At 64.7% G+C, this 14,552-nt stretch carries 15 protein-coding genes; 7 read left to right on the top strand and 8 right to left on the bottom strand.

The features are described 5' to 3' along the window. Nucleotides 1-44: 44 nt before the first annotated feature. On the bottom strand, nt 45-2,651 hold the full coding sequence (gene clpB / locus M2361_RS03240; RefSeq protein ID WP_100856407.1) for an ATP-dependent chaperone ClpB: 2,607 nt from the start codon (nt 2,649-2,651) through the stop codon (nt 45-47). A 149-nt stretch (nt 2,652-2,800) separates the two neighbouring features. On the opposite strand from clpB, the gene M2361_RS03235 reads away from it, so the two are divergent. The 7 genes from M2361_RS03235 to M2361_RS03205 all read left to right on the top strand — a co-directional run bounded on the left by M2361_RS03235 (nt 2,801) and on the right by M2361_RS03205 (nt 7,372). After that, on the top strand, nt 2,801-3,238 hold the full coding sequence (locus tag M2361_RS03235; protein ID WP_259246204.1) for a gamma-glutamylcyclotransferase: 438 nt from the start codon (nt 2,801-2,803) through the stop codon (nt 3,236-3,238). A gap of 98 nt (nt 3,239-3,336) precedes the next feature. After that, nucleotides 3,337-4,065 carry a helix-turn-helix domain-containing protein gene (locus tag M2361_RS03230; protein WP_100856408.1) on the top strand — a complete coding sequence of 243 codons (729 nt, stop codon included), beginning with the start codon at nt 3,337-3,339 and terminating at the stop codon, nt 4,063-4,065. Between the two features lie 14 nt (nt 4,066-4,079). Continuing rightward, a complete protein-coding gene (locus M2361_RS03225; RefSeq protein WP_259246203.1) occupies nt 4,080-5,294 on the top strand; it encodes a hypothetical protein in 1,215 nt (404 codons plus the stop codon). Between the two features lie 65 nt (nt 5,295-5,359). Beyond that, nucleotides 5,360-5,833: a metalloregulator ArsR/SmtB family transcription factor gene (locus M2361_RS03220; RefSeq protein ID WP_259246202.1), complete on the top strand. Its 474-nt coding sequence runs from the start codon at nt 5,360-5,362 to the stop codon at nt 5,831-5,833. Next, complete coding sequence (locus tag M2361_RS03215) at nt 5,755-6,183, top strand: SRPBCC domain-containing protein (RefSeq protein WP_100857811.1); 429 nt, start codon at nt 5,755-5,757, stop codon at nt 6,181-6,183. Before M2361_RS03220 ends, M2361_RS03215 begins: the two co-directional genes overlap by 79 nt. A gap of 78 nt (nt 6,184-6,261) precedes the next feature. Next, the gene (locus M2361_RS03210) at nt 6,262-6,963 is read left to right on the top strand and encodes a thioredoxin family protein (protein WP_259246201.1); all 702 of its coding nucleotides are present in this window, start codon (nt 6,262-6,264) and stop codon (nt 6,961-6,963) included. A 46-nt stretch (nt 6,964-7,009) separates the two neighbouring features. Continuing rightward, complete coding sequence (locus M2361_RS03205; protein WP_259246200.1) at nt 7,010-7,372, top strand: hypothetical protein; 363 nt, start codon at nt 7,010-7,012, stop codon at nt 7,370-7,372. Here the strand turns inward: M2361_RS03205 and M2361_RS03200 are convergent. From M2361_RS03200 to tagH, 7 genes are all read right to left on the bottom strand, one after another. Then, the gene (locus M2361_RS03200) at nt 7,369-7,701 is read right to left on the bottom strand and encodes a 2Fe-2S iron-sulfur cluster-binding protein (RefSeq protein WP_259246198.1); all 333 of its coding nucleotides are present in this window, start codon (nt 7,699-7,701) and stop codon (nt 7,369-7,371) included. The genes M2361_RS03205 and M2361_RS03200 overlap by 4 nt on opposite strands. A gap of 24 nt (nt 7,702-7,725) precedes the next feature. Then, nucleotides 7,726-8,322, bottom strand: a complete 597-nt coding sequence (locus tag M2361_RS03195; protein ID WP_259246197.1) for an NUDIX domain-containing protein — start codon at nt 8,320-8,322, stop codon at nt 7,726-7,728. A gap of 109 nt (nt 8,323-8,431) precedes the next feature. Continuing rightward, the gene (locus M2361_RS03190) at nt 8,432-9,685 is read right to left on the bottom strand and encodes an Hsp70 family protein (protein WP_259246196.1); all 1,254 of its coding nucleotides are present in this window, start codon (nt 9,683-9,685) and stop codon (nt 8,432-8,434) included. Between the two features lie 214 nt (nt 9,686-9,899). Further along, the gene (icmH, locus tag M2361_RS03185; protein ID WP_259246195.1) at nt 9,900-10,727 is read right to left on the bottom strand and encodes a type IVB secretion system protein IcmH/DotU; all 828 of its coding nucleotides are present in this window, start codon (nt 10,725-10,727) and stop codon (nt 9,900-9,902) included. 1 nt (nt 10,728) lies between these two features. After that, nucleotides 10,729-12,066, bottom strand: coding sequence for a type VI secretion system baseplate subunit TssK (tssK, locus tag M2361_RS03180; RefSeq protein ID WP_259246194.1), 1,338 nt, complete (start codon nt 12,064-12,066; stop codon nt 10,729-10,731). After that, nucleotides 12,063-13,139 (bottom strand): type VI secretion system lipoprotein TssJ, encoded by a 1,077-nt coding sequence (gene tssJ / locus M2361_RS03175; RefSeq protein ID WP_259246193.1) that lies wholly within the window; start codon nt 13,137-13,139, stop codon nt 12,063-12,065. Before tssJ ends, tssK begins: the two co-directional genes overlap by 4 nt. Continuing rightward, nucleotides 13,136-14,494, bottom strand: coding sequence for a type VI secretion system-associated FHA domain protein TagH (gene tagH, locus M2361_RS03170; RefSeq protein WP_259246192.1), 1,359 nt, complete (start codon nt 14,492-14,494; stop codon nt 13,136-13,138). Before tagH ends, tssJ begins: the two co-directional genes overlap by 4 nt. Nucleotides 14,495-14,552 lie beyond the last annotated feature (58 nt).

Raw genomic sequence — 14,552 nt, 5'->3', positions numbered from 1 at the left:
ATCTTTCAATGCCAGGCTTTTTGCTTACTGCTTTTGCTTACTGCTTACTGCAAGGTTCGGGTGAAGATGAATTCGCCGTCTTGCCAATCCACCGGCACCACGTCGCGTGGCCCGAACTTGCCTTCCAGGATCATGCGCGCCACCGGGTTTTCGATCTGCTGCTGAATCGCGCGCTTCAAGGGGCGTGCGCCAAACACCGGATCGAAGCCGGAGCGAGCCAGCTCGGCCACCGCGGGCTCGGTGACTTCCAGCCGCATTTCCTGCTTTTCCAGCCGCGCGGCCAGGCGGCGCAACTGGATGCGGGCGATGGACTCGATGTGCTGCGCTTCCAGTCCGTGGAACACCACCACTTCGTCGATACGGTTCAGGAATTCGGGGCGCAGGGTTTCCTTGAGTTCACCCCACACCACTTCCTTGACCACGTCGTAAGGCTGACCCGCCAGGCTCTGGATGTGATGCGAGCCCAGGTTGGACGTCATCACGATCACCGTGTTGCGGAAGTCCACCGTGCGGCCCTGGCCATCGGTCAGGCGACCGTCGTCCAGCACTTGCAGCAGCACGTTGAACACGTCCGGATGCGCCTTTTCAACTTCATCCAGCAGCACCACGCTGTACGGCTTGCGGCGCACGGCTTCGGTCAGGTAGCCGCCCTCTTCGTAGCCCACGTATCCCGGCGGCGCGCCAATCAGCCGCGCCACGGAATGCTTCTCCATGAATTCGCTCATGTCGATGCGGATCATGTGGTCTTCGGAGTCGAACATGAACTCAGCCAGCGCGCGCGTCAGCTCGGTCTTGCCCACGCCGGTGGGGCCCAGGAACAGGAACGAACCGTAGGGCCGCGACGGGTCCGCCAGACCCGCGCGCGAACGCCGGATGGCGTCGGACACCAGGCGCACGGCCTCGTCCTGGCCCACCACGCGCTTGTGCAGGAATTCCTCCATCTGCAGCAGCTTCTCGCGTTCGCCCTGCATCATCTTGGACACCGGAATACCGGTGGCGCGCGACACCACTTCGGCGATCTCTTCCGCGCCCACGCGGGTGCGCAACAGACGCGGACGGCTACCGTCGCCTTCGGCGTTTTCGGCGGCCTGCGCGGCGCCCACTTCGGCGGCCTTCAGGCGTGATTCCAGGTCAGGCAGCTTGCCGTATTGCAGTTCGGCCAGCTTGTCGAATTGACCCTTGCGTTGCAGTTCGGCCATTTCGGCGCGCACGCTGTCGATCTCTTCCTTGATGGCCTGGGTGCCTTGCACGGCGGCCTTCTCGGCCTTCCAGATTTCCTCGAAGTCGTTGTATTCGCGTTGCAGCTTTTCCAGTTCGTCTTCGATGACGCCCAGGCGGCGCTTGGAAGCGTCGTCGGTTTCCTTCTTGACGGCTTCGCGCTCGATCTTCAACTGGATGATGCGACGGTCCAGCTTGTCCATCACTTCCGGCTTGGAATCGATTTCCATGCGGATGCGCGCACCGGCCTCGTCGATCAGGTCGATGGCCTTGTCGGGCAGAAAGCGGTCGGTGATGTAGCGGTGCGACAGCTCGGCCGCCGCGACGATGGCCGGGTCAGTGATTTCAACGCCGTGGTGGATTTCATAGCGTTCCTGCAAGCCGCGCAGGATGGCGATGGTGGATTCCACATCGGGTTCGTCGACCAGCACCTTCTGGAAGCGCCGTTCAAGGGCCGCGTCTTTCTCGATGTACTTGCGGTATTCGTCCAGCGTGGTCGCGCCGATGCAGTGCAGCTCGCCGCGCGCAAGCGCCGGCTTGAGCATATTGCCCGCGTCCAGCGCGCCTTCGGCCTTGCCCGCGCCGACCATGGTGTGCAGCTCGTCGATGAAGACGATGTTGCTGCCGTCGTCCTGGCCCAGCTCTTTCAGCACGGCCTTCAGGCGTTCTTCGAATTCGCCACGGAACTTGGCGCCGGCCAAGAGCGCGGCCAGGTCCAAGGACAGCACGCGCTTGCCGCGCAGGGTCTCGGGCACTTCGTCGTTGACGATGCGCTGCGCCAGGCCTTCGACGATGGCGGTCTTGCCCACGCCGGGCTCACCGATCAGGACCGGGTTGTTCTTGGTGCGGCGTTGCAGGATCTGGATGGTGCGGCGGATTTCGTCGTCACGGCCGATGACCGGGTCCAGCTTGCCCTGACGGGCGCGCTCGGTCAGGTCCAGGGTGTACTTGGACAAGGCTTCACGGTTGGACTCGCCTTCGGCGCCCGAGACGTTTTCGCCGCCGCGCACGGCGTCGACGGCGGCTTCCAGGGCTTTCTTCTGCAAGCCCGCTTCACGCAGGATGCGGCCGGCCTCGCCTTTGTCGTCGGCCAGCGCCAGCAGGAACAATTCGCTGGCGATATAGGTGTCACCCCGGCGCGCGGCTTCCTTGTCGGTGCGGGTCAGCACCGCGTTCAAGTCGCGGCCCACCTGCACGTTGTCGTCGCCCTGCACTTGCGGCAAGGACTTCATGGCGGCTTCCAGCGCGGGCTGCAGGCGGTTGACCGCCACGCCGGCGCGCGCCAGCAGGCTACCTGCGCCACTGTCCGGATCGGACAGCAAAGCCGACAGCACGTGCACGGGCTCGATATAGGGATGATCGTTACGGGCGGCCAGACTTTGAGCGTCGGCCAGGGCTTGCTGGAACTTGGTGGTTAGTTTGTCGAATCGCATAATGGTCGTTTGGCTTGTTGGAGAGCCTGACCGATACGTGCCGGCTGGCTCGATATCCTGAATATGCGGCCGGATGAGAGAATTTCAACACCTGCCGCCCCATGGTTTGCATCGACGTGCTGGGCTTCGACGGCTTGAAGAACCGATTTATGAGCATATACGTTTTTATCTACGGCACCCTACGCGCGGGCGAAATCAATGATCTGGCGCAAGCCGCCGCGCGGCGCGGCCTGCCCCCCGCCCAATGGACGGGACGCGCCACGGTGCCCGGCATGCTGGTGGATTTTGGCCAGTGGCCGGGGCTGATCCCCGTGGCTGATGGGCGCCGGGTGCGCGGCGATGTCTATTGTGTGGACCCGGCCCTGATCGCCCTGATGGACGAGATTGAGGAATACGTCCCCGGGCAGCCGTGCTGCTTTGTGCGCCGCGAGATCACAGCGCGGCTGGAGACGCCGCTTGATGGTGCTCTCGACCTGCCCTGCCAGTACTATCCGATTGATCCAGCGCACCGGGCGTTGGCCGTGGACATTTCGGAAGACGACTGGGTCGCCTACCGGCAAGCGCGTCCGGCACCCCTCGGCCCGTAAGACACCCGTAGTAACAACCGACTACAATGGATTTTGTCTTCACGCTTGTACACCCGTGCGCGCCTTCCCGGCGCGCCGGGCACTATAAAGGTCATCGTATGCAAAAACGGGTTCCCGTTGCCCCGGATGCCGCCCACTGTTCCACGTGTATGTTGGGTCACGTGTGTGTGCCCGTGGGCATGGCCGCCGCCGAAGTGGAAAAGCTGGACGAACTGGTGCAAGAGCGCGTGCGCCTTGAAAAAGGCAAGATGCTGTATTCGCTGGATCATCCCCTTGACGCCGTCTATGGCGTGCGCTTTGGCAGCATCAAAACGCAACTGGAAGACGCCACCGGCCAAATCCAGATCACCGGTTTCCACCTGCCCGGCGAAATCGTCGGCATGGACGGCATGCTGGAAGGCAAGCACGTGTCGGCGGCCGTGGCGCTGGAAGACTCCGAGGTTTGCGTCATCCGCCTGAACGAAGTGGACCGCGTGGCCGCGCACCTGCCCTCGTTACAACAACAGTTCCGCCGCCTGATGAGCCGTGAAATCACGCGCTCGCATCAAATGCTGGCGTCGCTGGGGTCGATGCGCTCTGAACAGCGCCTGGCGGCTTTCCTGCTGAACCTGTCGCAGCGGTATGCCTCGCTGGGTTATTCGTCGACCGAGTTCGTGCTGCGCATGAGCCGCGAAGAAATCGGCAATTTCCTGGGCCTCACCCTTGAGACCGTCAGCCGATTGTTCTCTCGTTTCGCGCGCGAAGGCCTGATCAAGATCAATCAGCGCGAGGTCCGCATCCTGGACTTGCCCGCCCTGAAGCAACTGCTGGGCCAAGAGAGCTGCTGAACGCCCTTCGCGCCATGCGTTGCGCGCCCGCACCTTCCTTATTCCACGTAGGGCCTGGCGCCACGCGCCCGGCCCGTGGGCGTCGGCTGGACGCGGCGTTGGTGCTGTCCGCTACACTGGCCGCGCTGCTGGCCCCCTGGGCCGTGCATGCCCAGACCCCACTGCCTCCACCATACGACTACGACGAGCCCGTCCCCACGCCCCAGCGCGCCGCGCCCCTGCGGTGGCAGACCGTGGAACTGGGCAAGCCAGGCCACCGCTACAACATGCCGGTCTACGCCAATCGCAACCTGGCCAAGGATGACCTGCGGGACATCAAGCAGATCGTGATCGTGGTGCACGGTGTCAAGCGGGATGCCGACAGCTACTTCGAGACCGTCGCGCAACTGCTCACGCACAACCCGGATCGGGCGCGCAACACGCTGATTCTGGCGCCGCGCTTCTCGGGCTCGATCGACTCCGGGTTTGGCGGCGTGGCGGCATGGCGTAAAGCCGACTGGGAAGACGGCGGCGAAAGCGTCAAGGCCAGCGGCCGGCCCGCCCCCGTCACGTCCTTCCAGGTGCTGGACGATCTGCTTGGCAGCCTGGATGACCGCAAGCGCCTGCCCACCCTGGCCGGCATCGTGCTGGCCGGCCATTCGGCGGGCGCGCAGTTGGTGCACCGCTACGCCATCCTGAACAATATCGACGGCACGCTGCGGCGCGACGGCTTGTCGCTGCGCTACGTGGTCGCCAACCCCTCGTCCTACCTGTACCTGAGCAACGAGCGGCCGCGTGCCGACGGCAAGGGCTACGCCCGCTACGAGCGCGGCATCTGCCCCACCTACAACCAATACAAGTACGGCACCGACAAGCTGCCCGCCTACGCGGGCGACACCGACGACAGCCGGCTGTTCGTGCGCTATGCCTCGCGCGAAGTCACCTATCTGTTGGGCGGCGCGGACAACAACCCCGAACACCGCCTGCTGGACAAGACCTGCGGCGCCGAGGCGCAGGGCGCCACCCGCCTGGCCCGTGGCACCGGCTACGTGCAATACGAACATGTGCTGGCCGCACGCGGCGCCAAGCCCGTGCCGCTGCATCACAGCAGCTTTGAAGTGGGCGGCGTGGGGCACGACAGCAAGCGCATGTTCGGCTCGGTCTGCGGCGCCCAGGCCCTGCTGGGCTTCGGCGCCCAGACGGGCGAGCGCGCAGCCGCCTGCGACATCATCAAGCCGCGCGGCAAATAGACCTAGGGAAATTCCTGACGGCTTCACCTTGACGCCGGCGTTGTGGCGGGCAGATACTTAACCTTATGGTTAACTTAAACGACGACACGCTGGATAGCGTTTTCTCTGCCCTGGCCGACGGCACCCGCCGCCGCGTGCTGGCGGACCTGGAACAAGGCACCGCGACGGTCAGCGAATTGGCGCGTCCGCACGCCATGTCGCTGCCGGCCTTCCTGAAGCACCTGCGCGTGCTGGAAGACGCGGGCCTGATCGCACGCGCCAAAGACGGCCGCGTAGTCAGTTGCACCTTATCGCCCCAACCCATGCAGGCGGCATCCGACTGGCTGGCGCGATACGAGAAGTTCTGGACCGGCCAACTCGATTCGCTGGCCCGCTACCTGTATCACGACGAGGAGATCCACCCATGTCCACCGCCCCCAGCAACACCCCCGCCCCCGGCCCCGCCCAGGGCAACACCCCCATCGAGCTCCGGCTCACCCGACGCTTCACCGCCACCGCCGACAGGCTCTGGCGCGCGTGGACCGACCCGCAAGCGCTGATGAAATGGTTCGGCCCCGCCGGCACCCAGCGCGTGCTGCAGGCCGACACCGACGTGCGCGTGGGCGGCGCCTATCAAGTGGGCTTTGTGACCGAAGACGGCCAGGCGCATTACGCCAGCGGCGAATACCAGGAGGTCGAGCCGCAGCGCCGCCTGGTGTTCACCTGGGCCTGGCGCGATACGCCGGACGACACTTCGCTGATCACCCTTGAATTCACCCCCGTGCAGGGCGGCACCGAGCTGGCCTTCCTGCAAACCCCGTTTGTCGACCAAGCCACCCGAGACGGCCACGAAACCGGCTGGGCGGGCGCCATGGACCGGCTCGCGGATCACCTGGCAAGCCCGGTCTGACTTGCCGCTTGCCCCACTGGCGGGTCGCAAGGCCCGCCCCGTTGCGGGTCTCAGCGCCCGCCACTCAGGAGACGCACCATGCACACCGATCACGCCGTTGTATCCCGCCCGGAATGGGAAGCTGCCCGCGCAGCCCTGCTGGTCCGCGAGAAAGCCCTGACCCGCAGCCAGGACGCGCTGGCCCGCGACCGGCTCGCCCTGCCCTGGATGCGCGTTGAAAAGCGCTACCAGTTTCAAGGCGAACACGGGCCGCTGAGCCTGGCCGAGCTGTTCGGCGGCAATAGCCAGTTGATCATCTATCACTTCATGTATGCGCCCGAATGGGACGAAGGCTGCGTGGGGTGTTCATTCCTGGCCGACCACCTGGACGCCGCGCTGGTGCACCTGCGCCATCATGACGTGACGGTGGTGGCTGTATCGCGCGCGCCGCTGGCTAAACTGAACGCGTTCAAGCGGCGCATGGGTTGGCGCTTTACCTGGCTGTCATCCGAAGGTTGCGACTTCAATGGCGACATGCACGCATCGGTGCCCAACGCCGACGGCAGCATTGAAGACCGGCCCGGCGCCAGTGCCTTTGCCCGGGATCCCGCCGGCAACATCTTCCTGACGTACTCCGCCTTTGAACGTGGCGTGGAAAGGTTGGCGGGCGCCTACAACTATCTGGACTTCGCCCCCTTGGGCCGCAATGAGAACGGCCCGAATTTCGACGTGACTGACTGGGTGCGCCATCATGACCGGTACGACCACGCCAACGCCGCCAACTGCCACGTCTGCGGCTAAACGGCTGCGCGCGATAACCGGCCCATGGCTTGCCTGTGTAGCGGCCATGCTGATCGGCCTGCTGGTCGACACCCGCCACACGCCCGCCGCCTTGCTGGCCAGCGAATGCGGCGCGCCGGGCGGCTTGCTGGACATGGCGTGGCGGCACGCCATGCTGATGCCAGTCACCAGCGCCGCCATGGCGCTGGCCGCCCTGGCCCCCTGGCCCGCCGCGCCCCCGTTGACCGAACGTGTGCTTTGCGCCGGGCTCATGGCCGTCGGCATGGTCCTGGGTGCAAGGTTGGGCGTGGTGACGGCGCTGGGCGCGGGCGCGCCGATATTTGCCGGCCTGGTGCTGGGCATGGCGGTGGGTATGGCGCTTGGGTCGGCGGCCGCGCTCTTACCTTTGGCCGCCACTGGCCGTGTTTAGCGGCGCGCCCCGGTCAGCGGGCGCTCCACCGGCGCGGCGGGCGCCATCGGCGCAGCTAGCGGCGCCTGAATCGTCAGCGCGGACGTGGCCTGCGCCACGCAGGGCAAGATCCAGCCCTCTTCCTTTTCATCCCGCGACAGCCCCGGCCATTCCACGGAATACGTCACGGAACCCTCCAGCATCAAGCACATACAGGCGCGGCAGGTACCGTTGCGGCAAGAGCTGGGCAGTTTGATACCGGCCGCCTGCGCCGCAAGCAGCACCGAACTGCCGGCGTCCGCGTCAAAACGCAGGCCGGCCGGTTCGATCAGAATGGAAAATGCGGCCATGACGACGAATGTGCGGACGACGCCTTAGCCGGCGTTGTCCTGCCAGTCCAGCTTCCAGGCGCCCGACAGCACATTCTGCATCCACAATACGCAGGTCAGCGTCTTGGCGTCGGTGACCTCGCCCTTGCTGCATGCGGCCAGAAGCTCGGCGGGGTCCGCGCTGATCACGTCCAGGAACTCGTCCTGATCCAACTGCCGAGGACCGGCGCGCAAGCCGCGCGCAAAGAAGATGTGGATGATCTCGGTGGAATAGGCGATGGCCAGGTGCAAGGCGCCGGCGTGCGCCCACTGGTCGGCGGTGTAGCCGGTTTCTTCAAGCAATTCGCGCTTGCCGCACACCAGCGGGTCTTCGCCCGGATCCAGCTTGCCCGCCGGAAACTCCGTCATCACGCGGCCAATGGGATAGCGGAACTGGCGTTCAAGCAGCACCCTGCCGTCGTCCAGCAACGGGATCACCACGACGGCGCCCGGATGCACGATGTATTCGCGCGTCGCGGTGTTGCCGTTGGGCAGGCTGACGGTGTCGCGGCGAACCTTCAGGAAACTGCCTTCAAACGGCGCTTCGCGGGTCACCAGCGTTTCAACAAGATGCGTATCGCTTTCAGCGGATGGGCGGGTCATGACGGCGTCTTAGTCTCTTGAAACAGGCGGGCGGCAAGCCGCCCCGGGGCAAGCCTTGCAGCTTACCACCGCCGCTGGACGCCGCACGGCCGCTTGCCCGGCCGATGGCTCAATCGAACTTGCGTTTGGCGTCCAGCGCCAGGCCGGCGCCAATGCTGCCGAACAGGTCGCCTTCCACGCTACGCGCGCCCGGCACCAGCGCGGATACGGTTTCGCGCAAACGCGGCACACGGCTGGAACCGCCCGTGAAGAACACCGTGTCCACATCCGCGGTGGCCACGCCCGCATCACGCAGCAACGCGCCCACCGTGGTCTCGACCTTTTCGATCAAGCGGCCCACGCAGGCATCGAACGACGGGCGTGTCACGTCCACCGCCAATTCCGGCGCAATCCGCGACAGGTCGATGCGTGCCGACGGGTTTTCCGACAGCGCGATCTTGGCCTCTTCCACCTGCACTGCCACCCAGTGGCCGGCGCGCTGCTTCACCAGGTTGAGCAACAGGTCGATCTTGTCGCGGTCGCCGGCTTCGGCGCGAATATAGGCAAAGTGCTCCGCGGCCTTGCGGGTGTACGCCTGGTTGATGGTGTGCCAGCAAGCCAGGTTGCCGTATTGGGTTGACGGCACGTCCTTGCCGCTGCGCAACTGGCTGCCCAGGCCCAGCAGCGGCATGACGTGCGCCAGGCTCAACTGCTTGTCGAAGTCCACCCCACCGATATGTACCCCGCCGTAAGCCAGGATGTCGTCCCGCCGATCTGCCTTGGCGGCGCGGCCCGGCCCCAGACGGATCAAGGAAAAGTCCGATGTACCCCCGCCGATGTCGATGACCAAAACCAACTCTTCGCGATCAATCTGCGATTCGTAATCAAAGGCGGCAGCCAAGGGTTCAAACTGGAATTCGATGTCGGTAAACCCCACGCTGCGCGCGATTTCGCCCAGCGTGTCTTGCGCGGTCTGGTCGGCGGCCGTGTTGTCATCCACGAAGAACACCGGTCGGCCCAGCACGGCCCGCGTGAAATCGCGGCCGGCGGCTGTTTCGGCGCGCCGCTTCAGTTCGGCGATGAAACGGGTCAACAGCACGCGAAACGGAATCGAACGCCCCTGGACTTCCGTGGACCCATCGATCAACGAACTGCCCAACAGGCTCTTCATCGACCGCATCAAGCGCCCGTCATAACCCGCCAGATAGTCGGAGATCGCGGCGCGGCCATAGCTGACCTCCGCGTCTTCATCGTGGAAAAAAATGGCCGACGGCAAGGTGGTCTTGCCGTCTTCCAGGGCGAGAAGCGCGCGCTGGTCGGGGCGGCTCCAGCCTACGGTGGAGTTGGACGTGCCGAAGTCGACGCCGCATGCGGTGGAGATCATGGAGAATTCTGGGGCTGAAAGCAAAACGGCGGACAAGTGTACTCGCTTCGCCGGGACGGGGGCGTCATGCGCGGTTCAAGCTCATCCGGCCCCTTCATTTGGTGCCTTCATTTGGTTCTCCTCATGGGGTTGCCCTGCTTCACTGCGAAGCTTGGGTTTGCGCCAGCCCCGGCCGTCATTTGGCCAGGATAATGGCCGCCCTCAGCTTTTCAACTCAGTTCTTCAATATGCCGTCCAGCGAATGCAGAACGATTTCCGTGGTGCTGCCCAGGCTTAGCGCAAAGGCCGCATAGACGCCCGCCAGCACAAGAACGGCGCTGACCCATGGGGTCCACCATGGCCATTGGCGGCCCACACGATAGCGGCGCGACGCGACGTTGGTGCTGGCATCGGTCAGGGTTTCCGGGGTTTCGCCGCGCAGCTCGCGCAACATGCGGTGCAGCTTCACGATGATGACCTGCAAGGCCTCGTTCTGGTTGTGCTGCAGCCCGTACTTGCCCTTGAAACCCAGGCACAGGCACAAGTACTTGAACTCGAGCACGTCGCGGTACCGGGGCGCGTCCATCATCATGCGCGACAGCACCGTGAAGAATTTCTCGCCGCCCCAGGTCTCGCTATGGTTGATGCTCAGCAACGAGCGCTCGGCCCATGGCGAATGCGCGCCCCACGCCGTTCCCATTACGGCCTCGTCGATGAAGGTACACAGCGCATAGCGGTAGGCCAGTTGCGTGGCGCCGTCATAGCCGTACTGGCGGATCTCTTCGGCAAGCGCTGAGATCTGGTCACGCACGGTGGCGTACAGGTTTTGAATATCCTGGTATTCAGACAAGCCGCGCAGCCGGATCACCAGCCCGAACAGCGGCAGCGCGCCGTCCACCAGCGGGTTGTAGCCGTGCCCGCGCAACTGAAAGCCCAGGTCTTCGTCCCGGTCGATATGGCCGATCGTGTCAAAACCGATGCGCGCCTTGTCGATCACCTCGGCGGTGGTGCTGGTTCGGAGGAATTCGGATTCGACGCGCTCGGCGGTGGCGGGAGTATTCATGTCATTGGCTCCTGATGGCCCACAGTTGCAATTCCATCTCGGGGTAATCGCCGGCAATGTGCAGGCCGAAGCCGGCGGTATCCCGTAGCATTTGCCAAGACGGATGGCTGCGGTCGAATTGGAAATAGGTGAAGCCCGCATGGAACGGCAGATGGCGGGGCGCCACCGGCAGCGGCTGTAAGGGAATGCCGGGCAACTGCAGGCTGACGAGTTCGCCCAGCTTTTCCATCGAGGCCACCTTGGTTTGCTGCATGAACTGCTGGCGCAACCTGTCCAGTGGCATGCGCGCGCGCACGGCCAGCACAAAGTCCGCGTCGGCGTACAAGCTGCGGTCATGGACCGCCGCGGTCAACACGCCATATTGCTGGCGCTCGATGGGCAGCGACACCGCGCGCGGTTGCAGCACCGTACTGAGCGCGCGCCGCAAGGTGTCTTCAAGCATCCGGAACGACTGCCTGGGATCGTCGTGCTGGTAGGCCGGAAACTCTTGCGGCAAGCGCCCTTCTTCGGTAAACGTCACCAGCTCGCCGCAGGCCTGACTGAAGGCGACGTATAGCTGTTCAGGGTGTACATGCCGCAGACGGGACAGGTGCGAAAACCACGGATGCAAGCGGTTCAACACCAACAGCAAGTTGAAGTCGGTTACGTCCGCCACACCCGCCTGGCCCGGTGATCCGATGCGTTCCGCGATGTTCTTCGCACGTTCGCGCATCAGGCCCGCGATCTCGCCCAGGTAGCGCTTGAGCGGCGGGATGGCGTTGAGCGACATGCCGGTGGGGTAGAAGGCGTCGTCCAGCAGCAGGCTGCCATCGGGCCGACGGTCCAGCAGCCGGCACAGCGCCACGCCCGTGAACGCGCTTCGGTCTTCGCGTTCAAGCGTCAGTTGCAGGTTGGGCGCGGCCAGGTCCATGGCCACGTAGTCGCCTTCCTGGCTGTGCGTGTCGCGCACTTCTTCGCTGCGCATCACGTAGCGCGCCTTGGCGTAGGTGTCCGGCCATTGCACTTCCAGTACCCCGTCCGACCGCAACGGCAGGGTCAGGTATACCGTCTGGTTGACGGAAGAGGTATCAGTGACGGCCAACGGCACGGGCGGCGGCTGGTCATTGGGAATGTCGAACACCGTGCCGTCCGGCATGACGCCGCGTGCACGCACGATGGCGATCTTGCCAAAGCTCAGGTATTCCTGGTTAAGCTCCAGCTCGGTCAAACCATAGAGATGTTCACTGACGCCGCCAATGCGCTGGTTCGCATGGTGTTCCAAGGCACGGGCTTGCTGCTGGAAATGTTGGGGTTTGACGAACAGCCCCTCGTTCCAGATGACGGGGTTGCGTGTAGTCATGGTTGGGATCTCGGTTGCGGCGGACGGTAGCTTTCATCGACGATGGCGACACGGTTGCCGTGCAGCGTCATCAATAGTGCGTACCGGCGGCCATTGGGTTCCAGCCTGAACGCCTGCTTCCAGACCGCGCCGTTCTGATCATGGAAATCCGCCACGATCGCGACGTAGCGCGTGGCCTTGTCGATACGGGCGAAGTCGATGAACTTGAACTGGCCGGGCTGAAGTACGTAGTCGTCCTCGGTGATGTAGGTGCTGCCCAGCGCCTTCTTCAAGTCCTTGGCCAGTTGTTCCGGGTCAACGTTGAGCAGCAGCGAATCGTCTTTAAGCTGTAGCACCTTGAAGGCGATCGGCGTGGCGGCGCCGCGCGGCGGCGGCGCGGGTTCCGCGGGGGGCAGGCTGTGAGCACGGCTGTATTGGCCCAGCCCCAGGGCCAGGCCCGATACCGGCCCTACGCCCGCCCCTTCCTGCGCGGACGTGGCAAGCGCACCTTGCGGCGAGGGCGCAGCCAGCCCACCGCCCACGGGCAAGGGCACGCCCGAGTAACCTTGCTCAATCACCTGCGGACCCGACCCAAACTGCCGGCCGGGCAGGTAATCCGTGGACACGCCCAGCTTCAGCATCAAGTCCCGCATCACGATGGTGTCTTCGGCAGGCGGGGCCGGCTCCGGCTCGGCCGGATCGCGCAAGATCGTCGACGGCCCCGTGTCCACCCGCCGCAGGGGATGCAGGGATGGGCGCCCGTCTTCAAGCTCTTCCAACAACCCGCGCAGGCTCTCGATCAAATCCTGGCGATCATCGCTTTTCAGTCTGACCTCGTAGGGACCCGCTTCGCGGTTGGATGCCGTGGCGGCGCTGGTGGCGGCTTCGTCGTCGTCGGGCATGCTGGCGGGGTTGGGGTTGACGTCTGGCGCCGCGTACAGGCTCAAACCCACCTGTGACGGGTGCTCGTCGGGCGGCCCGATCGGGATGGAAGGATCCATCAGGATCTGGCCGGTCTTGGTCAGCACGTCGCCCACCGACCCGCAAGCAGCCAGCAAAGACGTCAACAGCAGCAGGGGCACAATCCGCTTCATTCGGCCTCCGCCCGCAACACCCGGTCGTAGGCTTGTTCGAATACGTCCCAGAACAGCTTCTCAAAGCCGCGTTGGCGCGTCGAGGCCAACTCTTCGTAGTAGTGCGTGTACATCTGCCAGGCCCTGTCGTTGGCATTGGCCGCCGCATTGCCATTGGCGTCCGCCTGCGGCTCGTGCTCGGGTCGGTAGCGTTCAAAGCGTTGCAGCAGCAAAGCGGGCGACAGGCTGCGCAACACCGCCTGCAGGCCCGCTTCAATGGCCTGCGTCACCGCGCCGTGATGCGCGCGCAGTTGGGCCAGGCTTTCATCCATGGCAGCCTTGGGCGACAAATGCACCACGCTGCGGTCGCTGGCGAACATCGCTCGCACCGTTTCGGGGTAATCCAAACCCAGCCGCAGCGGATTGTCTTCAATGGGTTGCAAGTTGCGCCCCAACAGTCGACGTGGTTGCGCGTCGCCGCCGTGCGCCGCATAGACGTCGGCAATGCCCTTGATCGCCGCATTCAGCGCCTGCCCGGCTTCACGCAACAACGCCTGCCCCGCTTGCGCATCCAAGGGGCCCAGGGGCACTTCAAGGCCCTGCATCAATAGCTCGGCCGCCTCGCTCGGGTCGCCGACCATGGCTTGCCTGTTGTTCAAGCGATACGCAAGGGTCGACGGGTTTCCAGCTGACTTCGGCATGGGGGATACTCCGGAAAATGGCAGGGGCGAACCGGTAACGGCTTCGAATCGGGTCGTGGCTAGATCGGCCTGGGTGGGCGCGGCGGCACCACCGCGCCGCACGTCCCAAGGCTCCATCAAGACGGGCGCGTGCGCGGCGGCACGATCCGCCTCATCCAATGCGCGCAAGGGGTCGTTGTCGGCACGCGCATCGAACGGTGCGCTTAGCGCCATGAAATCGCGGTCAGATGCAAGGGGCGTAGCGTCAGCGTCAAAAACGTAGGATCCGGTCGGCAAACCGTCATGGCCGCCCGACTCCCCTACCAGCAGTTCATCCAGCTCGTACTGCGCCAGATGGCGAGAGGCATCAAGCTGTTCCTGGTGCGGGCTGTCCAGATGCACGGTCACGTGGAACGGGCCGATGTGCAGGACATCGCCTTCGCGCAGCCGGGCGCCAACCATTTTTCCCAGCGGGGCATTGGCGTCGTTCATGCGGGTCAAGCCGCTGCGGTCCACCACGCAGAAGGCGGCATCCTCGTAGACGATTTCGCTGTGTATGGACTCAACCCGCCCCGCTTTGTCGGTCAGCATCCAGTTGGCCCCTTGGCCGCCGATGGTGCCTCCCGCGGGGGTGAAACTGTGGCGCGGCGTGCTGCCGTGCTCGAGCGCGCCGGGGTTGGCGACGACGAGCGCCAAGCGTGGCACAGGCGGTGGCTGCGACGAGGCATGGGTTGGTGAAAGGGGTGGTGGAGCG

Source organism: Achromobacter sp. JUb104 (genome assembly GCF_024806975.1).
Lineage (GTDB): Bacteria > Pseudomonadota > Gammaproteobacteria > Burkholderiales > Burkholderiaceae_B > Achromobacter > Achromobacter spanius.
Note: the sequence above shows the minus strand (reverse complement) of the source record. Positions and strands in the feature narration are given on the sequence as shown.